Raw genomic sequence first — 22,315 nt, forward strand, 5'->3', positions numbered from 1 at the left:
TACACAATTTGGGGGATGGAAATGAATTCATCGCGAAGCGTTCACTCATCCTCGTCCGCCACCGGCCGCATCCGGATCAGTTCAACCTTGGTATTACTTACCTCCACCATGATTAGCTCGTACCCTTTGATTAGGATGCGTTCCTGCTCTTCCGGTAGGGTTTCCGCGACGCCGATGGCCAGCCCGGAAAGCGTGTGGTAATCCGTTTCTGGTAGGTCCAGTTGGTACTTCTCGTTGAGGTAGTTCACTTCCAGGCGGCCGCTGAACAGAAATTCTCCCTTCGGCAGCACTTCTTCCGTGTAAGTATCGTCGTCGTGTTCGTCGTCGATCTCTCCGAAGATTTCCTCCAGCATATCTTCCATCGTGATCACCCCGGCTACGCCACCGAATTCATCCACCACGCAGGCAATGCTGAAACGGTCCTTGATGGTGTCGTGCAGCACGTCCGTCACGCTGGCAACTTCCGGTAAAAAGGTGATGTCCAGCACGATGTCGGAAAGCTTTTCCGGCATACTCAGTAGCTGGTGGTGGTGTACGTACCCTTCGATTTCGTCGACGTCGGTCCGGTAAACGAGCAGCCGGCTCAGCCGGGATTCCTGAAACTTCAGTTCCAACTCGTCGATCGTAGCGTTGATGTCGATCGCCACGATCTCGTTGCGCGGAATCATACAGTCCCGCACTTTCACCGTGTTGAGGTTCAGGGCGTTACCGAACAGCTTCGTATCGATGCCGCCGGTGTCCTCGTCGTTCGAACCGCTTTCGTTGACGAAATTCTCCAGATCGAGCCTGGTCAGAACGTTATCCAGGTCGGTGCCCGGTTCTTTGAAAACGAGTTGCAGGAGAATGTTACTCACTCCCGTCATGATCTTGCTGGGTAAATAAAGTAACCACTGCAGGACCCGGATCGGGTAGGAGAGGCCGTACAGCGCGTCGTCCGCGTAGAGCCTGAAGAGTGTTTTCGGTAAGTACTCCCCAAAAATCAGGACGATGATGGTAATCACCAGCGTGACGCAGAGTAAGAGCAGTAAGCCATCCGGCAAACCGGTCCAGCCCATGATCACCGGTTTGAGCACGGCGGTGATGAGTGAGGTGAAAGCCACCAGGGCGATGTTGTTCCCGACGAGCATCGCGCTGAGAAATTCGGACGGTCGGTCGTACCACCCGGCCAAAATTCTACTCTGGACCGTTCCGCGTTTTTTCTTCAGTTCGACCTTAAGCTTGTTTGCGCTCACGTAAGCGATTTCCGAACCACTAAAGAGGGCGGAAAGGGCGAGGCAAGCAATGATGGCGAAGGTTAGCACGGTGGTAAGTTAGGTGTTATTGGCGCGGGCGGCTCATGGGGATGCGCCCGTCCACCTCCAGTACCGTGGCGTTCTCGAAATTCTGGTCCGCTTCCAGGCCGTGGCCGGTGATGAGGTAATCCGGCTGGCGGAGAATCACGAATTTGTTGGTGTAGATGCGGGCGGATTTCTCTTCCCAGTTCAGTTCCTCGGTTTCCAGGCGTTGCTCGTCGACGGATTCCCACACGACGCTGTCCCGCACGGTGATTTCATTTTTCCGTTGCCGGTAGACACCCCACTTGGCGATGAGCGTCGAGCTGGTATCCTGAAACTCGTCGAAAAAAGTTAGGTGCATGCCGTCCGGAAATTCTTGCCGCTGGTCGGCGTTGTCGACGTAATTGAGCATCGTGGGCGCGGTGACGATCACGCGGATCTTTGCGGAGTCACTGTAGACCATCCTAACGCCGTGGGCTACTTCTACGTCCGCCGTGTATTTGCGTTGCAACTCGGCTACTTCGGCGGGGTCGTTGACGCAACCAGTCAGCAAGCACACCACTAGCGGGAGCAAGAATAACGGGAAGAAAGGACCGGCGTCAGCCATAATTCTGGTGCTTGGGTTAGGCGCGCAGCACGGCCCGGGCGCTTTCGGCGAGGTAGCCGTACAGGTCGGGCGACTCGGGCACGCCGTTGCCGTTGGCCTTGTAGATGTAAATGACGAGAAAGAGAAACAGGAGAATGGCGATAAAAGCACCGAGGAGGGCGTATCCCTTGATTCCGGCTTGTTTGATTTCTGACATGGGGGGGGGGGTGTTAATACGAAGGGCAAAGATAAGGCACCCGGTAGGACTAGCCACTCCTTTCGGAAGGATAGATACGGTACGAACGCGATTGGTTGCCGCCGGTTTGTTACAGGAACAGTTTTCCGTTCAGCCAGTCGTTTTCGATGGTGGCGTCCTGGGCGGCGTAAAACTTCAGGGCTTCGGTATTCTGCCCGGCGATCTGCCACTTAAGGAGCTTGCACCCGCGGCCGCGCCCTTTTGCAATCAGCGCATCCCACAGTTGCTGACCCACGCCCCGGCGGCGGTGTGCGGGTGCCAGTACGAAGTCTTCGAGGTAGATCATCCGCCCCCGCCAGGTGCTGTAGACGTAATAATAGAGCGCCATGCCGATCACTTTTCCCTCGGTTTCGGCCACGAGCACCTCGTAGAAGCCGTCGGCCATGTCCTTCTCGTAGTCCGCGAGCGTGGCCGTAAACTGTGGTAGGGAATCGACGTAGGCGGCTAGTTCGGCGACGAGGCCGTGTACGGCGGGTAAGTCAGCGGGCGTTGCCTGGCGGATGAGTGTGGGCACGGGATTAATTTTTACGTAAAGCTACTCATCCGGCACTCCAATCCCGATAGCTATTGGGATCGGGCGCGGGCGCAGGTGCAGAGTTTATTTCGGTAGCCGCCGCCCGCCGAACATAAAACCCGGAAGCTAGTTAATCACCAACGCCTGACTATGCTTATTCCGCGAAGTTTAATATTGTGCTGAGGTTTGGAATAAAGAATAAAGAAGTTAGACTAGAGACTAAAGACCTCAGACCAAAGCCCCCAGACCAAAAATGGCTCAATTCACCCTTTTCGAAGACCGCATCCGGCAAAACCTAGAGCTCGTAGCCGACGTCGCCAGCGCCGCCGACGTCCGCATCATCCTGGCCCTCAAGGCATTTGCTTACTGGCCCGCTTTCCCCATTTTCGCCGAGTACCTGACCGGTGCCACGGCCAGCAGCCTGAACGAAGCGAAGTTGATTCAGCAGCACTTTGGCAAAGCCCCGCACGTCTACGCCCCCGCGTACCGACCCCACGAGTTTGAAGAAATGCTGGGCATCGCCGGCCACCTCACCTTCAACAGCCTGTCCGAGCTGGAGCGCTACCGCCCGTTCTGGGAGAAGGAAGGCACCTCCGTGGGGTTGCGCGTTAACCCCGAATACAGCCCCGTAGAAACGGACCTCTACAACCCCGCCGACCCCCACGGTCGCCTCGGCGAGACCCTGCCTAATTTGCCCGCCAGACCACCCGCCGGGCTGAAGGGCCTCCACGTCCACACCCTCTGCGAATCCACCGCCGCCAACACGGCCACCCTGGTGGAGCGCGTCAGGGCCCAGTTCGGTCACTACCTCGAAGAGATGGAGTGGCTGAACCTCGGCGGCGGCCACCTCATGACTAAGGCCGGCTACGACATCGACGCCCTCATCAAAACGCTGTCCGACCTCCGCGCCCGTTACCCCCACCTCGAAATAATCCTGGAACCCGGCAGCGCCATGGTCTGGCAAGCCGGTACGCTCGATTGTACCGTACTCGACGTCATTAACAATTACGGCCACAAAACCGCCCTGCTCGACGTCAGCTTCACCTGCCACATGCCCGACACCCTCGAAATGCCCTACCGGCCGCAGCTAACCGGCGTGAGTGACAAACCCCACAAAAATTACCCCTACGCCTACCGCCTCGGCGGCATGTCGTGCCTGGCCGGTGATTACCTCGCCGACTACTACTTCCCCCACCCCCTGCGCGCGGGCGACAAGCTGGTCTTCGAAGACATGGCGCACTACACGACCGTCAAAAGCACCGTGTTCAACGGCGTGCCGCACCCGGACGTCGCCCTCGTAGACGCCGACGGCGAAGAACTCTCGCGCCGTAGCTTTAATTACGACGATTATGAAAAACGAATGGGGTAGTAGCGCACTGCGGGCTTAGTATGATAATAGCGCACGTTGTGCTTAGTAGATAGTATGATAGTCACACTAATTGTATGTACTACAGTAAGTATCTGGACAATATTAAACGAACATTCTGTAACCCTCTCCCCCAACCCCTCTCCGAAGGCAGAGGGGAGCAAAGGCAGCTCGCTTCGCTCGTCAAAACGTCACAATAATGTTGTCCAAGTACTTACTACCAGATTATCATACTACTCTACTATACTACTCTCCTCCGGCATAAAACCCAAAACATTCTCAACTTCCTCCCCTTCTTCTTCCTTCCCCGCCGACTGAATAAAGTAAACCCCCGCCAGCATCACCGCCCCGGCCACCATCGTTTGGGTGGTAACGGATTCGCCGTTGAGTAAGGCCCCGAGCGCCACGGCTACCACCGGGTTGACGTACGTATTGGTCGAGGCTTTGTCCGGGCTAACTTTCGAGAGCAGGAAATTGAACGCCGAAAAAGCCAGGATCGCCCCGAAGATCACCAAAAAGCCCCACGCCAGGGCGGAGCGCGTGCTCACCTGCGCCAGCGTAAAGCCTTCCCAGTCGTTCACCAGAAAGCTAAAGGCTAATAGCACGCTGCCGCCGACCAGCATTTGCATGGCCGTGGCCCGGAACTTGTTCTTACCCATGTCCAGCCGGGGCGAAAGCGTCATCCCGAACGCCCAGCAACACATGCCGAATACGATGCCGATCAGACCGGGCACCATACCTTCCCCGGAAATCGTCGTGGGCTGGTTGATCAGCAAAAACATGCCGGCAATACTGACGGCCGCACCCAGAAAGGCTTTTGCCGGTGGCCGGCTCCGGAAGAAAACCCACATGACCAGCATCACCAGTAGGGGCTCGAAAGAAATGATGAGCGCCGTCGTGCTGGTCGGTACCCACTGCTGCGCCCAGACGACCGTGCCCGTGCCCAGGGTCAGAAACAGCACGCCAATTAGTCCGGCGTTCTTGAATTGACTGAACGTAGGCTTATGCTTAGCACCGACAAAAATTGACAACGCATACAGTAGGACCCCCGCCGTCAAGAACCGTGCGCCCCCCATCCCGAAAACCGGAAGCGTCTGAATGGCCCAGTAATTAGCTAGGTAAGTGGACCCCCACACGAAATAAGTAACGAAGAAGGCCCCGACGATGAGGAGTTGGTCTCTTGACATATGCTTGGTAAGTTCTGGGGGGTAAATACACGGCGGTGGTCCTCGCGGCCGCTACCGTCAAATCCAATGTATCTTTGCGCGCCCGTGGCGAAATACCCGGGCAAAACTCTAAAATCTCAAGCCATGACCAACGCTGCCTCCATAACACTTTCTGGCCTGTTAGTTTCAGCCTCCCTGCTCTTTGTTAGCTGCCAGCCGCAGGAAAACGCCGCGGTCGATTCTACCGCGTCCGTGCAGACCACCGTCGGGCTCAACATCGTTTACATACGGGTCGACAGCCTGGAGACCGGTTATACCGAGCTCGCTACGGAATTGACCCGCCTGCAGACGAACGCCACGGCGGCACAGGACAACATCCAGCAAAAAATAGCCATGTTGCAAAAAGAGGTGAGTAGCCTCCAAAATAAAATGCAGCAGGGGCTGATGACGCCGAATAAAATCCAGACCGAGCAGCAACGCATCGGCCGTAAGGAGCAGGAAATTATGCAACAGCGCGATCTGGCTCTGGGCAGCATCCAGGATGATCAGCTGCGCCTACAGGAGGCGTTCGGTGTAAAGGTTAAAGACATCCTCACCGCCCTTCAGGAGGAAAAAGGGTACGATTTTATCTTCAATGAAGGCGGTGGTAGTGGCTTGTTGATGGCCAGTTCGGCGCACGACGTGACGGACTTGGTTCTGGAGCGCCTCAATGCGCTGTCAGCGGATTCGACGGTGGTGGAAGAAGCGGGAGAGTAATTTCGCGTTCCCTTACAGGCAACGGCACATGTGTTTAACCGCGTCCACCCTCGCGACGGGGTATTCTTCGTAGCCGCCCGACCAGAATACCCGTACGTAGTCGATTGCCTCGCGCTGGAGTAGTTGGGTGTCCGCCCGGCTCAGCGGGTAGTCCACGTCGTAGTTGAGCGTTTGCCGCTGGTGGTTGAAAATACCGACGCTTTCCCGCTCCCCGCTGAGGGTGAGGCTCCGGCCGTTGAGCAAATGCACACTCAGGGAGGTGCCGGCCGGGAGCGTACCGTAAGCGTTGCGGGCGCTGGCGTTGGAGAAGGAAAAATTTAGGTGCAGGTAGTTTGCTCCACCCGCGTTTGTGCTCGTGTAGGCACTGGCGACCAAGTATTCCTTGCCCTCCAGAAACGGCCGTAACCCTTCGTCCGTGTAGCTGAAGAAAGGTAAAAGGGGTGTTTTTGGTCGCGCGCCGTTACTCGCCTTCAGGGCAGTTGCCGGCCGGCAGGGTAGGGCTTCGCCGATACCGTGGCGGGCGTCCGCCGAACCGTAGCCGGTAAAGCTCACTTGTTTGGCTGACAGTAAGTCGAATTGTTGCCCCCGTCGGTTACTCGTGGTGGCTAGCGGCAGCCGGTTTGTGTTGCGGCGACGGCGGTCTTCATTGTAGGCGGCCACGTAACTATTGTTCGCGATGGTTGATTCCGTCTGCTCAACGAGGGCGCGGGCGACGACTTCGTCGTTACTGGCTTCGCACTCGGTTTTGCTGGCTAACGTGGCTTGCCTTTGGAGGCTCCCCAGTGAGCTTAGGTCCCCCGCTTGGTTAGCCACCGCGATTTGGCTCGCGATTCTTTCCCTGTTTTTGGCTGCGGCGCGGACGCGGGTGCCGGCGAGTTCGAGCGCTTCGCGCGCCAGGGAGAGACGGCGTTCGGCAATGCGCCGCAGATCGTTCTCCGTGGGCGTAAGCGCTTCCCCGAGCGGTTCGATGTCGACGGACAGTACCGGATATGTAGTTTCCTCACCGTCCGCGGGGCCGGTGACCGGGCTCAGGTCGTTAAAGTACCGGGCCGTGCCGTCCGGGTAGACGATAATCTTCTCGCCCGCCGCGTTCGTGCGCAGCACCTGGCACTTCCCCGGCACCTGCGCCAGCGCCCAGACCAAACAGAGCAGTAGCAACGGCGAAAGAGCGGACGGAACTTTGAGCATGGGGCGAAGATACGGACCGGGCCGTGCCTATCTTTACGCCGTGTTACCACTACTGTTCAAGATCGGCTTCCTTCCCGTAGACCTCTGGGATTTTCTGGACGTGTTCATCGTAGCTTTGATCCTCTACCAGCTCTACCGCCTGCTGAAGGGAAGCATCGCCCTGAATATCTTCGTAGGGATGGTCTTGCTCTTTCTGAGCTACCAAGTTTTCCAGGCGCTCGGCATGAACCTACTGAGCAGCATCCTGACGCAGTTCATCAACATCGGTTTCGTTAGCCTCATCATTATTTTTCAGCCGGAAGTGCGTCGGTTTCTGCTGCTACTCGGCACGAACACCCTCAAACAACGCGACTCCGTGTGGAGCCGGCTTCTCGGGCGGGAAGCGGAGGTCCACGCAAATTCTCCGGAGCTCGAAGACATCAGCCGTGCCTTCCAACGCATGGCCGCCAGCAAAACGGGTGCCCTACTCGTCTGCACCCAGGAAGCCGACCCGGATACGGTTATCACCGGCGGTACGCCCCTCAACTCCGACATCAGTTACGGGCTTCTCGTCAGTATCTTTCACAAGGAAAGCCCCCTGCACGACGGGGCCGTCGTCATTGAGAACCGGCGTATTACCCGGGCGAGCGCCATCCTGCCCGTCAGCGAAAACAGTAAACTCCCCGCCGCCGTCGGCCTCCGTCACCGCGCCGCGGTGGGCGTCACCGAAAAGATCGACGTCGTCTGCTTCATCGTGTCCGAAGAAACGGGTAAAATTTCCTTCGCCCGCAGTGGAGAACTGGAACGGGGGATTGACGAGCGGCGGTTGCGGGATTTACTGTTGAATTATCTTTAAAAACGCTTTGCTTTCAGCAGGTTTACCGTTAAAGATACCGTGGTAGCATTGGGTACAACTACTTAAACGCTAAGTGTTTACCGCATGGCGACCTAGGTGCGTGCCCAACATCCACCACACTGATCTCACGCGAAGTGGATAACCACAAAGGACCCAGAAAACACAAAGAATAACTCTTCTTTGTGCTCTCCGTGTCCTTTGTGGCAGGAAAAGCCGTTACGTGAGGTCAGTTACTTCAGTTTGATTTCCTCGTCATCTCCGTCGTAAAACTTGAAGCTGGTAACCGGGAAATCATTGTCCTGCACGATCTGCGGCCAGCGGTAGTACTTCAAGTACCACTTCATCTGCATGCTCGGCATCCCCCGTTTGAGGTAGGCGGCGATGAAGGGGTGGACTTTGAGCTTCAACTTAGCTTTTGGCCGAGATTCCATGATGAAATTCAGGTCGCGCTCGATGTCGTCCGTAAGCAGGATCGTGGCGTTTACCTTGCCGGTGCCATTACACGTCGGGCATTTTTCCGCCGTAGTGATGTTGACCTCGGGCCGTACCCGCTGGCGGGTAATCTGCATCAGACCGAACTTAGACAGCGGAAGCACGGTGTGCTGCGCGCGGTCGTTCTTCATGGCCTTGCGCATAATGGCGACGAGCTGCTTACGGTGCTCGGCGTCCCGCATATCGATGAAGTCGATGACGATCAGGCCACCGATGTCACGCAGGCGCAGTTGGCGGGCGATTTCCTCGGCGCACTCCATATTGACTTTAAAGACTGCTTCGGCCTGATTCTGGCTTGGCATCTTATTGCCGCTATTGACGTCGATGGTGTGCATCGCCTCCGTGTGCTCGATCACGACGTAGGAGCCAGAGGGGAGCGAGGCGGTTTTACCAAAGCTGCTTTTGATCTGCTTGGTCACGCCGTGGGCGTCGAAGATCGGCTTGCTGCCCTTGTGTAGTTGTACGATGTTGGCCCGGTTAGCGCCGGAAATGTCGCTGACGTACTTGCGGGCGGACTCGAACAGCGCCTTGTCGTCGACGACGATCTTGGAGAAGTCCGCGGTGAGTAGATCGCGGAGCAGACCGGTTGTTTTGTCTACTTCGCTGAGGAGTTTCGCAGGTGCTTCCGCCGTTTTAGCGGCTTCATAAATTTCCTCCCACTTGGCCATCAGTAAATCGACCTCTTCGAGTAGGTCACCGACACCTTTTCCTTGTGCGGCCGTCCTCACGATGACGCCGAAGTTGGGTGGGCGGATGCTTTCTACCAGGACAAGTAGGCGCTTACGCTCTTCACTCGTACTAATCTTCTTCGAGACGGCGACCGTCTGGTTGAAGGGAGTGATGACGATGTAGCGGCCGGGGATGGTAATCTCGCAACTCAGGCGTGGCCCTTTCGTGCTGATGGGCTCTTTGAGTACTTGTGTAATGACCGTCTGCTTACGCTTCAGGACTTCGTCGATCTTGCCGGTCTTCACAATCTCGGGCTCCATCTTGAACTCCGTGAGGTTGGCCGTCTGCAATTTCTTGCCCGCGACCGAGCCGTAGAACTTCTGGAGGGAGCGGACCCGCGGGCCCAAATCCGTATAGTGAAGGAAGGCATCTTTTTTGTGCCCGATGTCCACGAAGGCCGCGTTCATGGGAGCGCTGACGCGTTTGACTTTACCGATAAAGACATCGCCGACCGTGAACTGATCGGTTGCTTTTTGTTTGTGTATTTCTACCAGCCGACCGTTTTCGATCAGCGCGACCTCAACGGCGGAGCCAGTCGAGGATATTATCATTTCTTTTTCCACGCTTCAAAGCGTTTAGGTGGGAGGCCCCCTCAAGCCAAGGCTACCGAAATAGCAAAGGCCCCTTTCGATCAAAGATCGGAAGCGGCACGGAGGAAGGCAAGTCCAAAAGTTGGGGAATGATACCGGCGGTAACAAACCAGGTCCTACGAAACGAGCAAGGGGCGGACTAAAGATAGAAACGGTCAAATAACTCCGGCCCGCGTAGCGGGTAACATTCTGTGGAAATGCTTACTGACTGCAAGTCACTTAAGTGACGGGAGGCTTAGGCATTTAGCAGGCGATAAGGCCAGACACACCAGAAACAGTATCGTGGAAGTTAACCACCGCCGTCATTCGTTAGGGAAATGTCGTGCGTGGTGAAGATCTTTATGGGGAAACACCTCGGTGATTAGGCCGATGGCGTGAAGCCAGGATTAAGTTTTCGGGTGGCCGGGATACTAGAACGGTGCTTTGCGGGCAAATTTGGGTGATACTAGTCTAGAAACGAAAAAAGAAACAAAGCAAAGCGCTCGGAAAATCGGCTATGGAATGGGGAAATATTCGGAGCTCGTATAGCCCGTCTCGGTAATTCAGTAAGCCAAACGCTAAATTCGGCGGCAAAGGTGTATTACCAGTCGCGGCCAGCCAGGGGTGAACCCCGGCCGGCCGTGAAGTTGGTATTGAGAAGTAGCAGAGTCGCGACGTTGAGCGTAGGCAAGTATAAAACTCGTAACTCGTTATTCGCTACTCAATTACCGATTCTTCTTCTTGTGACGGTTCTTGCGTAATCGCTTCTTCCGCTTATGGGTAGCAATCTTATGACGCTTCCGCTTTTTTCCACACGGCATATATTAGTCGTTTATGGTGATGTAAGATGGTTAATGGTGGTGCCGAGGCACCTTAGATAATACAGCTGAAACAGCCGATTAGTTGTCGTTGGCAGACTTCTCTTCCAGAGCAGCCGTACAACGCGCCGCAAAGATAGCTGATTTTTCCGTATTTCCGAGGTTGTCGTACACGCGGGCCAGGGGGCAAAGCGCGTCGGGGCTACCGGGGTCCAGCTCCGCGGCGGTCTCGAGGCGCTCGGCGGCTTTGTCCAGCTGACCGGTCTTGATGGCCAGCTGAGCGAGGGTCGTGTAGACGCGCGGCTCGCGGGGGTACTTTTCAACCAGGTCGAGCAATTGTAAAATGCCCTGCATGGGGTTGCCCTGCGCGGGGGCATCGACGTAGGTCAGTGCGAGGTTGATCCGGTTATTTACGTCGTCCGGCTCCAGACTGATGGCGGCCTGGTAAGCTTTTTCCGCCTGGTTGGCGCAAAACTGGCGGGTTTTGTTGTCTTCTTCCTCCCGCTGAATACAGATCGTAAAGGTCGTGCCGGCGATGGACCAGGCGTCCACCGTGCTCAGTTGCTCGGCGATGCGCTCGGCGTAGATGCCGGAAATGGCCGGGTGACCCGCGCGGTACCATTCACCAGCCAGTTGCTCCAACAAGTCCATCCGTTGCTCGTCGTCGGTTTGGGTTTCCAGGCGCTCTTCCAAACTCGCGAGCGTGGCCATTGCCGCCGGCGTCAGGTCGGCACGGGCGGCACGGATTAAGGATTCAAGGCCGGTGGCGGCCAGGGGAGCCTGTGTTAGCCCTTCTTCTAATTCGGGCGGCCGCACCGGGCAACCCCAGTAGGTAAACAGGAGAAGGAAACTCGTCACCGCAATTGCAATCCACTGGCTCTTACCCATGTGTTTGTTTATGGTAGACAACGGTTGTGGCTAGCGTTTGATGGAGCGCAAGTACCATTATAGTGTCATACCCCGCTTCGGAAAGGTCACTAGTCAGCGTTCTCCTCGTTGGGCAGGGAGGTTACTTTGTCCTTCACCTGCTCGACAAAAATCTTCGCGGGCTTAAAGGAGGGGATAAAGTGTTCCGGGATCACGATCGAGCGGTTCTCCTGAATGTGGCGGCCGACCTTTTTAGCGCGCTTCTTCACCACGAAGGACCCGAACCCGCGGATGTACACATTTTCGCCCTCGGCGAGGCTGCCCTTGACTTCTTTGAAAAAGGTCTCCAGCGCAACGAGGACGTCGACTTTGGCGACACCCGTCTTGTCCGCAATGTTGGCAACTATATCAGCTTTTCTCATCCTAGTATTTAATTAATTCGCAGTCGGTTTTCTAAGGGGGTGCAAATATCGGAATTTTGCCGCAAGGGGACTAACTTTTTGCATTATTTCTTTACAAGTCAGTTAGTTACGTGATTTTACATAACCGTGCGTGAGGAGACTAACGCGGATGGTTTTAGCGTAACTTTGCGGTCATTTCTCGCCCATAATGTTTGACCCATCAGTCCCCCCCGTTCCCTCACGCTTCTCGGCACCGGCACTTCGCAGGGCGTGCCCGTCATCGGTTGCGATTGCGCCGTCTGCCGTTCGCCCGACCCCCGGGATACCCGCCTGCGTACGAGCGCCCTTTTGCGGGAGGGTGAGCATAATTTTATGATCGACGCCGGTCCGGATTTTAGAACACAAATACTGCGGTCGGGCATCAAAACGCTCGCCGGGGTGCTCATTACCCACGAGCACAACGACCACGTTGCCGGCCTCGATGACCTGCGCCCTTTCTGCTTTAGCCAGGGTATCGACATGCCCATTTACTGTTTGCCGCGGGTGGCCAAGGAGTTGCGCGAGCGGTTTTCTTACTCGTTTTCTGACTACCCCGGCGTGCCGCGTTTCGACATTCGCGAGGTCGATTTTGGCGATCGGGTGCCTTTCGCGGACGGGGAGTTGGAACTGGTCGAGGTTATTCACGGCCGCATCTCCATTCTCGGTTTCCGTTGGTACGACCTAGCCTATCTGACTGATGTAAAAGAGCTTCCGGCGCGGACGCGGGTGCATTGTAAAGGAGTACGGACGGCCGTGATCTCCAGCCTCAACCGCCGGGGTACGCACAGTCACTTATCTTTGGACGAATCCTTAGCGTACTTGAAGGAATTGGAAGCCGAGTCGGGGGTGCTCTTTCACCTGAGCCACCGAATGGGCCGCGTTGCGGAGGTTAATCCTGAGTTGCCCCCAGGGGTAGAAGTCGGTTGGGACGGTATGCGAATCACCGTCCAAGGTTGAGGGCTTGTAGCCCGAATGCTCGTGCGGTAGCATACTGATGTAGCTACCGCACGAGCGTTCGGGCAGGATGCCCGCGACCTTTGTACCTGTCCCGATAGTTATCGGGACGCAAAATAACCTGACTAGTTACTGAGCATCACCGGCATCACCAACATCATGATCTCCTGCCCGGTCGCCTGCTCCGTAGGAACGAGGATACCCGCCCGCGTGGCCGTAGACATTTCCAGACGTACTTCCTCGCCCTCTAGCACCCCGAGCATTTCTACGAGGAACTTAGCGTTGAAGCCAATCGTCAGCGGCTCACCCGTGTAATTACAGGCGAGTTGCTCGGTGGCCTCATTGCTAAAATCAAGATCCTGCGCGGAGACCGTCAGGCTACCGTCGGCGATGTTAAGGATAACTTGGTTGGTAGTCTTATTGGCGTAAATAACGATCCGCTTCAGGCTCTGCTGAAGGTCGGATCGGCTGATCATCAACTCGTTCGGGTTGTCGACCGGGATGACGGCGTTATAGTCCGGGTAGCGGGCGTCGATGAGGCGGCAGGCCATTTTGGTCTCTCCAAAAGCGAAAAAGGCGTTCGACTTATCGAAAGTGACCTGGACTTGCTCGTCGGTGCTGGGTAGAGCAGTCTTTAGTAGATTCAGCGCCTTTTTGGGGATGATCAACTGGCTGCTGACTTCACCGGTGATGTCGCTGACGGAATACTTGACCAGTTTGTGCGCGTCGGTGGCGACCATAACGAGCTTAGAAAAATCTACTTGGAAAAAGACACCGGTCATGGCGGGGCGGAGCTCGTCGGTGCTCGTCGCGAAGAGCGTCTTGTTGATGCCTTCGAGGAGGCTGAGGGCGGATAAGGAGATCTCGTCCGCCTCATTTGGCTCGGGGATGTCCGGGTAATCGTCTCCGTTCTCACCGGCCAATTTGTACTTACCGTAGGCGCTCGTGATCTCAATACCGAAATTGTCGAGGTTTACGTTGAACGTGATCGGCTGCTGGGGCAGGGCCTTGAGCGTGTCGATGAGGATCTTAGCGGGAACGGCCACGGCCCCGTTACCGTCGGAGTTAACGTCGATGTTGGTGATGACGCTGGTTTCCAGGTCGGTGGCCGCGATCGTGAGTTTGCCGTCTTCGATGCGAAAAAGGAAATCTTCGAGGATGGGCAGGACGGGATTAGAGCTGATGGCTCCTCCGGCCAGGGTTAGTTTTTTCTGCAGATCGGATGACGAAACACTGAATTTCATACGGTATTGAGCTTTGGGCAAACTTACGCAAAGAATCGGTGCAGAGTAGATTGCCGGATGAATTAGACCCTTGTTTTTATACACAAACCGTGTGGAAAAGCTTTAACTGATCGATTAGTAAGGGAGAAGTCTGGCCAATCATTTTTTCGCTCGCCTGAGCATACACAAGTAGGTAAATATTAGGCTGACACGACGGTGCAAAAATCAGCGCTGCGTATCTTTAGCAATCGATTGAATACCCGTCGCTTACGGGACTTCCGTGAAAAGCTTACATTTGCGGACTTTTTTAGGAACAACGACCGATATTATCCATCGACGGCCCTGCCTAACTGGTACTGTATTCATTTCGTTCGATCATTCAAAATTTTTCATTCCTCCTATTATGAAGCTAAATGCAACTCACTTCCCGCACCGCGGGCTCGTGCTGTTCGCGCTGTTACTGATTGGCCAGCTGGCCTTCGCGCAGTCGACGGTTACGGGTACCCTGACGGACGCCGGCTCGGGCGAACCACTCATTGGCGCCTACATTACGGCCGTCGGAACTGCGAAGGGCACCGTCACGGATTTTGACGGTACTTACTCCCTCGACGTACCCGCCGGGGTGACGGAACTGGATATTAGTTATACCGGTTACGCCACTCAGCGGGTCACGATCGGTACGCAGACCACGATTGATTTGGCGCTTAGTGCCGGGGAGACGCTGGACGAGGTGGTGGTGATCGGCTACGGTACGGTCAAGCGGGAAGACGCAACTGGTTCGGTAGAAACGGTGTCGGCATCGCAGTTTAACCAGGGTGCCGTTACCTCCGCTCAGGAATTGGTGGCTGGAAAAGTATCGGGTGTGCAGGTTACTACGGACGGCTCCCCCGGCGGTGGTGCTACCATTCGTATTCGTGGAGGTTCTTCGCTTTCGGCCAATAACGATCCGCTAATCATCATCGACGGCGTCCCGCTACCGACCGATGGCGTTAACGGTAGTCGCAACCCGCTCAACCTGATTAATCCGAACGACATCGAGACTTTCACGGTGCTGAAGGATGCTTCGGCTACCGCAATCTACGGTTCGCGGGCCTCCAATGGCGTAGTCATCATTACGACGAAAAAGGGCAAGGCCGGGGCTGGCCTCCAGCTGAGTTACAACGGTAAGGTCGGCCTGGGGTCCGCGATCAGGACAGTCGACGTATTCGACGGTCCCGGCTTTCGGGACCTGATCACCGAGCGGTTCAATGAAGGTAGCCCGGAGGTTGGTTACTTGGGTGAGGCCGATACGGACTGGCAGGATGAGATTCTCCAGACTTCCCTTTTCCACGATCATAATGTAAGTGCGTCTGGCTCCATTAAAAGCTTACCGTACCGCGTATCCGTTGGCTATACCAACCAGGAGGGCGTTTTACTGACGGACCAATTCTCCCGCGTCACTTACGGGCTTAACCTTAACCCAAGCTTTTTTGAGAACCGGTTGCAGATCAACGCCGGCATTAAGGGGGTAAACTCCAGTAACCACTTTGCCGACCGCGGCGCACTGGGTTCGGCGATATCGTTCGACCCCACCCAGCCGGTTCGGCAAGACAATGCGTTCGGTAATTATTTCTACACATCCCAGTTAAATAATCCGAACCCGCAAAACCTGGCACCAAGCAACCCACTGGCTTTACTGGAGCAGAAAGATGACGAGACGGACGTGTTCCGTTACATCGCCAATTTTACGGCGGACTACCGCTTCAGCTTTCTTCCCGCCCTGCGCGCCAATCTCAACCTGGCCACCGACCGTAGCCAGAGCGACGGATCCGTCAGAATACCGACTAACGCCGCTTTTGCGTTTGACGGAGACAGCGCGGGGGGGACGGACAATAGCTTTACCCAGGATAAGAACAGCGACCTGCTTGAATTTTACCTCAATTACGCGGAAGACCTGACCGACGGCATTCGCCTGGATATCCTCGGGGGCTATTCCTGGCAATACTTTTTCCGGGAAAATACCTTTCGGAACGCCGACGTCGATGGTTCGGACCTAAACGAAGGAAGGGACGCCAGCGAGAATTATCTAGTGTCCTTGTTTAGCCGGGCGAACCTGACGATCGGTGATCGGCTGATCCTCACGGGTACTGTTCGCCGGGACGCGTCGTCACGCTTTAACGCAGATAACCGGGTGGGCATCTTCCCCTCCGCGGCGGCGGCCTACAAACTCATCTCCGTGGAGAACAGCCCGAAGGGACTGAATAGCCTGAAATTACGCGTTGGTTACGGGGTGACGGGCCAACAGGAGATTGGTGACGTGTACTACCCGGCGCAGGCTACCTACCTGGCCAGCCAGCCCAACGCCCGGTACCGGTTTGGTGACCGATTTATTACTACCCTACGTCCCGAAGGCTACAATGCTAACCTGAAGTGGGAGGAAACCGCGACCCTCAACCTGGCCGTTGACTTCGGTATGTTTAACGACCGCCTGAATGGCTCGGTGGAGGTTTACAATCGTAAGACTTCGGACTTGCTTAATTTCATTCCCGTCCCCGCCGGAACCAACTTGACCAACTTCATCAACTCTAATCTGGGTGACTTAGAAGTGAACGGGTTCGAAATCTCGCTGCAGGGAACGCCTTACCAAAAAGAAAATAGCAGCCTTTCGGTGGGTGTGAACTTCACGGTCAACAGCGTCGAACTTACCCGCCTGACCACTACCGAAGATCCTAGTTTCGCCGGGGTGCTTACGGGAGGTATAGCCGGTGGCACCGGACGGACCATTCAAATTAATAGTGTCGGCTCGGCGCCAAACAGCTTCTACGTCTTTGAACAGGTTTACGACGAAACCGGTATACCTATCGAAGGCGTATATGTAGACCGTAATGGAGACGGGGTTGTCGACGACGATGATCTGTACCGTTACGAGCAGCCCGCCGCCAATTCCTTTCTTGGGTTTACGGCGAACTACGAGCTAAATAATTTTGACTTTAGTTTTGCCGGCCGTGCCAGTTTCGGTAATTACGTCTACGACAACAACCTGAGCAATCGGGCGACCTACAATCAACTCGTGAACTCCGCCGGTTTCGTAACCAATACGCTTCCGGAGATTCGGGAGATCGATTTCGATGATTCGCAGTTTGTATCGGACTATTACGTGCGGGATGCTTCTTTCTTGCGTCTCGATCACATCACGGCCGGTTACCGATTTAATGAAGTGTTCGGCGAGGGTAGCACCCTGCGTGCTTACCTGACCGTGCAGAATCCAGTCCTGATCACGGACTACCGGGGTATCGACCCCGAGGTTTTTAGCGGCATTGACAACGAAATTTACCCCCGTGCACGCACCATTCTTCTTGGAGTTGGTGCAAACTTCTAAACAGTAAACTATCATGCGAACATTGAATATTCTTTCTCGCGGCGCTTTGCTGCTCTTGTTTTCCTTCGGCCTAACGGCTTGTTTTAGTGACCTGGATACCGAACCGATCGATACGGACGTATCCCGCGCGGACGTTGTCTACGAAAATCCGGATGCTTACGAGCAAGTGCTGGCCAAACTCTACGCCGGGCTGGCGGTGACCGGTCAGACTGGCGCCACCGGAAGCCCGGACGTTGCCGGTATTGACGAAGGTGCTTCTAGCTACCTGCGCCAGCTTTGGTCAGCTCAGGAATTACCTACCGACGAGGCCGTCGTTGCCTGGGGGGACGCTGGAATTCAGGACTTCTCCCAGATGAACTGGACGCCCTCTAACCCTTTCCTCACGGCCTTGTACAGCCGTTTGATTTATCAAGTAACACTGGCGAACGAATTTATCCGGGAAGCCTCCGAAAACAGATTGGCGGAGCGTGGCCAAACCGGTGAGGTGGCCGAACGCATAGCGGTTTTTCGCGCTGAAGCCAGATTCTTGCGTGCGCTTAGTTACTACCATGCACTGGACCTTTTCCGCAACGTTCCCTTCGTAACGGAGGAAGACGGAATCGGCGCATTCTTGCCACGTCAGATTCAGGCGGGCGAATTGTTCGACTACATCGAGTCCGAACTACTCGCCATCGAGCCCCTGATGATCGATGCACGGATGAACGAATACGGCCGGGCCGATAAGGCCGCCGTGTGGATGCTGCTCAGTAAGCTCTATTTGAACGCGGAGGTTTACACCGGTCAGGCGCAGTACGAAAAGGTGCTGGACTATTCGCAACGGGTGATCGATGCTGGATACGAACTGGAGCCCGAGTACAAGAACCTCTATGTAGCGGATAACGACCAGAGCCCGGAATCTATCTTCCCGGTGCTGTTCGACGGTCAGTCCACCCTAACTTTTGGAGGTACGACCTTCCTCACCCACGCACCGGTTGGCGGCAGCATGGACCCGGCCGATTTTGGGATCGACGGTGGCTGGGGCGGACTCAGAACTACTTCGGCCTTCGTGGAAAAGTTCCCTTCCGTCAGCGGCGGCGGTATCGTGGTGCGGGAACCGGTCGACGTGGCTACCGAACTCCCCGTACTGAATGTGCCCGGTTTCTACCAGGGTTGGGACCCCACCAAGGACAGTACCGTACTGGTAGCGACTAACCCGGAGATGCCGGACGCATACACCGGCTTCATCTATTTTCCGGAGAGTGACGACCCGGAAGCGTACCAGTTTAAGGTAGCGCTTGGTACGTGGGACAATTCCTTCGGCGCGGGTGAGGACGGCACCGTCTCCGCCGATGGTGGTAATTTCTCCGTAGAAGGTCCGGGTGTATACCGCGCGGAAGTCGACCTGGGCGCAATGACCTACAACGTCTACAAGGTTGAGTTTGCAGTTATCGGTAGCGCAACCTTAAACGGATGGGACGGCGACGATCAGAGTATGACCTTTAACCCAACGGTCGGGGCTTTTGAGATCACTACCCCTTTAACCGCGGGCAATGAATTTAAATTTCGTGCGAATGATGACTGGGCGGTCAACTACGGTGACGACGGCAACGACGGAACGCTTGAATTCAATGCTGGAAATATCCCCGTCGTAAACGGTGGAACCTACCGGATTCGCCTGTTCCTGACCAGCTCGAAAGTATACACCTATGCTATCGACATTCCGGCTTCGGACGCCCGCGCTCAATTTTACACGGAAGGTCAAAATTTGGAGATCAACGACATCCGGCAATTTACGGACGGTTATGCCGTCACTAAATACCGCAACGTTACCCGGGACGGCGTGGCTGGAAGCGATGCCTTGTATACGGACAACGATTTCATGGTTTTCCGCCTGGCGGATGCTTACCTGATGTACGCCGAGGCTGCACTCAGAACAACCGCGGGGGATCGGGAGCTGGCGCTTAACTACGTCAACCGCCTACGCCTGCGGGCGTACGGCAGTGACGCGGGTAATGTCCGACGGAGTGAGTTGACTTTGCCATTCATCATCGACGAGCGCGCCCGGGAGATGTACTGGGAAGGCCATCGTCGTCAGGACCTGATTCGTTTTGGCTTGTACACCGGCAGCGACTATCTCTGGCCTACGAAAGGTGGTGCCCCGGAAGGCACCGCAGTACCGGATTTCCGCCGCGTATACCCAATCCCTTCTTCCGACCGCGCCGCAAATCCGAATTTGGTGCAGAACGAAGGTTATTAAATTATCTACCCGACTAGGTTCGGCAAACAGTTCCGGCCCGACTCGTCAAAACATACACAATCATGTTAAAGCAATCAGTTTATTTATTGGCGGCCCTACTGGTTTTCGGCTTCTCCGCCTGCGCCGATGAGAGTGCCGACCCGGTGCTTCGCCTCGGTAGCGATGTTTCAATCGTGGAGCCAAGTGACGGTGCTAACTACGTCATTACGGAAGACAACCTGGACACCGAAACGCTGACCTTTAGCTGGGGTGCCGCCGACTTTGGCGTACCTACCGCCATCAACTACACCCTGGAGGCTGATTTAGCCGATAACGATTTTGCCGACCCGGTCAATCTCGTACCTACTTTAACCGGCACTACGGCCAGCGTCGGTTACAAAGCGCTCAACTCCCTGCTGATCAATCGCGAGATTGCGGCGGGTACGGCTACATCGATTGAAGTACGCGTTCGCGCGGTTGTCGGAAAAGTGGAGGACAACAACCAATCCGTTTCGCCGCCGCTGAGCATCGTGGTTACACCTTTTGCCGCCGCCCAGGAGTTTCCGAAGTTCTTCGTCCCCGGCGCCTACCAAAACTGGATGCCGGGTTCCGACGAAATCGGCCTGCTGTATTCCGTTGAGGACAATGGTATTTACCAGGGCTTCATCTTCATGGGCGACGGTGGAGAATATAAGTTTGCCGCCCAACCCGATTGGAACCCGGTTAATTATGGTGACGAGGGTGCGGACGGTACGCTGGATTTAGGGAGCGACCAGAATATCCTCGCCCCCGGTACCGGGTTTCACTACATCAGCATCGACGTTAACGATTTAACCTATACCCAACAAGCTACTAGCTGGGGCCTAATCGGTAACGCTACCGCTACGGGTTGGGATAATGATACTGATTTAACTTACGACGAGTCTACGGGTAATCTGACCATTACTACCGACCTGACTACGGGAGACGATGTCGGATTCAAATTCCGTGCCAACGATGTTTGGTCAAATACGACCGATCTTGGCGACAATGGCAGCGATGGATCGTTGGAATTCGAGGGTTCTAACCTTAGCGTGGAAGAAGCTGGCAACTATACCATCACTTTGATTTTACAACAGGCCATTCCGACTTACACTTTAGTCAAGAATTAAGCTATTATGCCTAGGTTTGATTCGGGCGCGGCCGCGGGTGCCAGGGATTCCGGGAGGTAGAGCAATGCTCCAATCCCCGTTCCCCGGCACCCGCGGCCGCGCCCTTGTCTTATAAAACAGCCCGACATGCGTTTCTTCCTGCTGCTACTGATGACCGTTTCCTGCTTGCAAATCCACGCCCAGCGGAAATTTTACACGGGGGCCGATCTATCCTACGTAAACGAGATGGACGATTGTGGGGTAGCGTACAAAGTGAACGGGGAAGTGCGGGACGCGTACGAGATTTTCAAGGAGCAGGGCGCTAATATGGTTCGCCTCCGCCTGTGGCACACCCCGGCGTGGCACGATACCCTGAATACCGGCAAACGGTACGGCGATTTGGCCGACGTGAAGAAGAGTATCCGCCGCGCAAAGGACCAGGGGCTGCGGGTATTGCTGGACTTTCATTTATCCGACTTTTGGGCCGACCCCGAGCGGCAAATCGTACCCGCTGCCTGGGAGGCCGTGGTGGACGATACCGAAATACTGGGGGATTCCGTGTACAACTACGTAAACGCCACCCTGCTGGAATTGAACAGCCTCGACCTGATGCCGGAAATGGTGCAGGTGGGTAACGAAACGAACAAAGGCATTTTGCAGACCGAAGCGGCTGACGCAAGCGGTTTTATTCTTGACTGGCCACGCAACGCCAGCCTGTTCAATAAGGGAATCAAGGCCGTGAGGGACGCCGCGCGCGAGACCGAAAAGGACATTCAAGTAGCCATCCACGTAGCCGGGCCCGAGAACGCTAGCTGGCTGATGGCCGGATTCAAGAAGCACGGGGTGACGGACTTTGACGTGGTCGGACTGTCCTACTACTGGGCCTGGCACCAACCGACGACCACGGCCCGAACCGGACAGATCATCACCGAACTGAAGGATTCGTACGGCAAGGAAGTCATGATCTTCGAAACTGGATACATCTGGACGCTGGAGAGCAACGACACCGCCGACAACATCATCGGGTCGGTACAAACTGGGTACTCCCCGGCGAGCCCGGCCAACCAACGCCGCTGGCTGATCGATCTGACGCAGGAGGTGTACGATCGGGGAGGTTTGGGCGTGCTGTACTGGGAGCCGGCGTGGGTAAGTTCGCCCTGCTTTACCCCCTGGGGGCAAGGATCTCACCAGGAACACGCTTCCTTTTTTGATTTTGACTCCAATTTGCTAGAGGGTGGCGGCGCTGACTTCTTGGCCCATAACTATTCCGGTAGTACCAGCACTTCCAGCGTGCAACGTGCCGACCGATTGAAGTTTACCTACCAGCCGGCGGCACGGGAGATTTGGCTCGTCGGCAATGTCCTCACCCCTGACATGCGGGTGGAACTGGTCATCATGGATACACTCGGCCGCACTTTGAGGTCCATCCCCGTGACGCTGGACGGAGTCGGGCGGGGGCGCGCCAAACTGGACCAGCATCTGACCGGAGCTACGGTAATTCTTGCCGTAAGCAACGGAGTTAATTTGGGCGGCGGAGTGGTGGTCTTGTAGGTCACTAGTAAGGTTGGGTAGAAACTCA

Annotated in this window: 18 protein-coding genes; 8 read left to right on the forward strand and 10 right to left on the reverse strand. The window is 55.7% G+C overall.

Features of this window, described 5'->3' with window-relative positions; all coding sequences use genetic code 11:
- Positions 1-41: 41 nt before the first annotated feature.
- The 4 genes from GGR27_RS20410 to GGR27_RS08170 form a co-directional block, all read right to left on the reverse strand.
- Positions 42-1,301 (reverse strand): hemolysin family protein, encoded by a 1,260-nt coding sequence (locus GGR27_RS20410; RefSeq protein ID WP_168036923.1) that lies wholly within the window; start codon positions 1,299-1,301, stop codon positions 42-44.
- A 16-nt stretch (positions 1,302-1,317) separates the two neighbouring features.
- On the reverse strand, positions 1,318-1,881 hold the full coding sequence (gene lptC / locus GGR27_RS08160) for an LPS export ABC transporter periplasmic protein LptC (RefSeq protein ID WP_168036924.1): 564 nt from the start codon (positions 1,879-1,881) through the stop codon (positions 1,318-1,320).
- Between the two features lie 16 nt (positions 1,882-1,897).
- Positions 1,898-2,077 carry a hypothetical protein gene (locus GGR27_RS08165; RefSeq protein WP_168036925.1) on the reverse strand — a complete coding sequence of 60 codons (180 nt, stop codon included), beginning with the start codon at positions 2,075-2,077 and terminating at the stop codon, positions 1,898-1,900.
- 109 nt (positions 2,078-2,186) lie between these two features.
- Entirely contained in the window at positions 2,187-2,630 is a 444-nt protein-coding gene (locus tag GGR27_RS08170; RefSeq protein WP_168036926.1) for a GNAT family N-acetyltransferase, read from the reverse strand.
- 253 nt (positions 2,631-2,883) lie between these two features.
- Here GGR27_RS08170 and nspC point away from each other — a divergent pair, with 253 nt between their 5' ends.
- Positions 2,884-3,999: a carboxynorspermidine decarboxylase gene (gene nspC, locus GGR27_RS08175; protein ID WP_168036927.1), complete on the forward strand. Its 1,116-nt coding sequence runs from the start codon at positions 2,884-2,886 to the stop codon at positions 3,997-3,999.
- 230 nt (positions 4,000-4,229) lie between these two features.
- On the opposite strand, the gene GGR27_RS08180 is transcribed toward nspC, so the two are convergent.
- Positions 4,230-5,183 (reverse strand): EamA family transporter, encoded by a 954-nt coding sequence (locus tag GGR27_RS08180; protein WP_168036928.1) that lies wholly within the window; start codon positions 5,181-5,183, stop codon positions 4,230-4,232.
- A 123-nt stretch (positions 5,184-5,306) separates the two neighbouring features.
- Between GGR27_RS08180 and GGR27_RS08185 the strand changes: the two genes are divergently transcribed.
- The gene (locus tag GGR27_RS08185) at positions 5,307-5,918 is read left to right on the forward strand and encodes an OmpH family outer membrane protein (protein WP_168036929.1); all 612 of its coding nucleotides are present in this window, start codon (positions 5,307-5,309) and stop codon (positions 5,916-5,918) included.
- A gap of 12 nt (positions 5,919-5,930) precedes the next feature.
- Here the strand turns inward: GGR27_RS08185 and GGR27_RS08190 are convergent, their stop codons facing one another.
- Entirely contained in the window at positions 5,931-7,106 is a 1,176-nt protein-coding gene (locus GGR27_RS08190) for a hypothetical protein (protein WP_168036930.1), read from the reverse strand.
- A gap of 40 nt (positions 7,107-7,146) precedes the next feature.
- Between GGR27_RS08190 and cdaA the strand changes: the two genes are divergently transcribed.
- Positions 7,147-7,941, forward strand: a complete 795-nt coding sequence (gene cdaA, locus GGR27_RS08195; protein WP_320060342.1) for a diadenylate cyclase CdaA — start codon at positions 7,147-7,149, stop codon at positions 7,939-7,941.
- A gap of 230 nt (positions 7,942-8,171) precedes the next feature.
- Here the strand turns inward: cdaA and GGR27_RS08200 are convergent, their stop codons facing one another.
- From GGR27_RS08200 to GGR27_RS08210, 3 genes are all read right to left on the reverse strand, one after another.
- Entirely contained in the window at positions 8,172-9,713 is a 1,542-nt protein-coding gene (locus GGR27_RS08200; protein ID WP_209037901.1) for an Rne/Rng family ribonuclease, read from the reverse strand.
- 917 nt (positions 9,714-10,630) lie between these two features.
- Complete coding sequence (locus tag GGR27_RS08205) at positions 10,631-11,437, reverse strand: tetratricopeptide repeat protein (RefSeq protein WP_168036933.1); 807 nt, start codon at positions 11,435-11,437, stop codon at positions 10,631-10,633.
- A gap of 89 nt (positions 11,438-11,526) precedes the next feature.
- Positions 11,527-11,838 (reverse strand): HU family DNA-binding protein, encoded by a 312-nt coding sequence (locus GGR27_RS08210; RefSeq protein ID WP_168036934.1) that lies wholly within the window; start codon positions 11,836-11,838, stop codon positions 11,527-11,529.
- A 249-nt stretch (positions 11,839-12,087) separates the two neighbouring features.
- Here GGR27_RS08210 and GGR27_RS08215 point away from each other — a divergent pair, with 249 nt between their 5' ends.
- Positions 12,088-12,813, forward strand: a complete 726-nt coding sequence (locus tag GGR27_RS08215; protein WP_168036935.1) for an MBL fold metallo-hydrolase — start codon at positions 12,088-12,090, stop codon at positions 12,811-12,813.
- 122 nt (positions 12,814-12,935) lie between these two features.
- On the opposite strand, the gene dnaN is transcribed toward GGR27_RS08215, so the two are convergent.
- A complete protein-coding gene (gene dnaN, locus GGR27_RS08220) occupies positions 12,936-14,054 on the reverse strand; it encodes a DNA polymerase III subunit beta (protein WP_168036936.1) in 1,119 nt (372 codons plus the stop codon).
- Positions 14,055-14,436: 382 nt separating this feature from the next.
- Here dnaN and GGR27_RS08225 point away from each other — a divergent pair, with 382 nt between their 5' ends.
- The 4 genes from GGR27_RS08225 (at position 14,437) to GGR27_RS08240 (ending at position 22,287) form a co-directional block, all read left to right on the forward strand.
- The gene (locus GGR27_RS08225; protein WP_168036937.1) at positions 14,437-17,391 is read left to right on the forward strand and encodes a SusC/RagA family TonB-linked outer membrane protein; all 2,955 of its coding nucleotides are present in this window, start codon (positions 14,437-14,439) and stop codon (positions 17,389-17,391) included.
- A 13-nt stretch (positions 17,392-17,404) separates the two neighbouring features.
- Positions 17,405-19,627 carry a RagB/SusD family nutrient uptake outer membrane protein gene (locus GGR27_RS08230; RefSeq protein WP_168036938.1) on the forward strand — a complete coding sequence of 741 codons (2,223 nt, stop codon included), beginning with the start codon at positions 17,405-17,407 and terminating at the stop codon, positions 19,625-19,627.
- A gap of 62 nt (positions 19,628-19,689) precedes the next feature.
- Entirely contained in the window at positions 19,690-20,757 is a 1,068-nt protein-coding gene (locus tag GGR27_RS08235) for a SusE domain-containing protein (protein WP_168036939.1), read from the forward strand.
- Between the two features lie 126 nt (positions 20,758-20,883).
- On the forward strand, positions 20,884-22,287 hold the full coding sequence (locus GGR27_RS08240; protein WP_168036940.1) for a glycoside hydrolase family 53 protein: 1,404 nt from the start codon (positions 20,884-20,886) through the stop codon (positions 22,285-22,287).
- Positions 22,288-22,315: the final 28 nt, after the last annotated feature.

This window comes from Neolewinella antarctica (genome assembly GCF_011927835.1).
Lineage (GTDB): Bacteria > Bacteroidota > Bacteroidia > Chitinophagales > Saprospiraceae > Neolewinella > Neolewinella antarctica.

Bases quoted from the DNA above. Each gene is read 5' to 3' on its own strand.
- dnaN (WP_168036936.1), bottom strand. From the start codon at position 14,054: ATGAAATTCAGTGTTTCGTCATCCGATCTGCAGAAAAAACTAACCCTG.
- GGR27_RS08185 (WP_168036929.1), top strand. From the start codon at position 5,307: ATGACCAACGCTGCCTCCATAACACTTTCTGGCCTGTTAGTTTCAGCC.
- GGR27_RS08165 (WP_168036925.1), bottom strand. From the start codon at position 2,077: ATGTCAGAAATCAAACAAGCCGGAATCAAGGGATACGCCCTCCTCGGT.
- GGR27_RS08230 (WP_168036938.1), top strand. From the start codon at position 17,405: ATGCGAACATTGAATATTCTTTCTCGCGGCGCTTTGCTGCTCTTGTTT.
- GGR27_RS08240 (WP_168036940.1), top strand. From the start codon at position 20,884: ATGCGTTTCTTCCTGCTGCTACTGATGACCGTTTCCTGCTTGCAAATC.
- GGR27_RS08180 (WP_168036928.1), bottom strand. From the start codon at position 5,183: ATGTCAAGAGACCAACTCCTCATCGTCGGGGCCTTCTTCGTTACTTAT.
- lptC (WP_168036924.1), bottom strand. From the start codon at position 1,881: ATGGCTGACGCCGGTCCTTTCTTCCCGTTATTCTTGCTCCCGCTAGTG.
- nspC (WP_168036927.1), top strand. From the start codon at position 2,884: ATGGCTCAATTCACCCTTTTCGAAGACCGCATCCGGCAAAACCTAGAG.
- GGR27_RS08225 (WP_168036937.1), top strand. From the start codon at position 14,437: ATGAAGCTAAATGCAACTCACTTCCCGCACCGCGGGCTCGTGCTGTTC.
- GGR27_RS08190 (WP_168036930.1), bottom strand. From the start codon at position 7,106: ATGCTCAAAGTTCCGTCCGCTCTTTCGCCGTTGCTACTGCTCTGTTTG.
- GGR27_RS08210 (WP_168036934.1), bottom strand. From the start codon at position 11,838: ATGAGAAAAGCTGATATAGTTGCCAACATTGCGGACAAGACGGGTGTC.
- GGR27_RS08205 (WP_168036933.1), bottom strand. From the start codon at position 11,437: ATGGGTAAGAGCCAGTGGATTGCAATTGCGGTGACGAGTTTCCTTCTC.
- GGR27_RS08235 (WP_168036939.1), top strand. From the start codon at position 19,690: ATGTTAAAGCAATCAGTTTATTTATTGGCGGCCCTACTGGTTTTCGGC.
- GGR27_RS08200 (WP_209037901.1), bottom strand. From the start codon at position 9,713: ATGATAATATCCTCGACTGGCTCCGCCGTTGAGGTCGCGCTGATCGAA.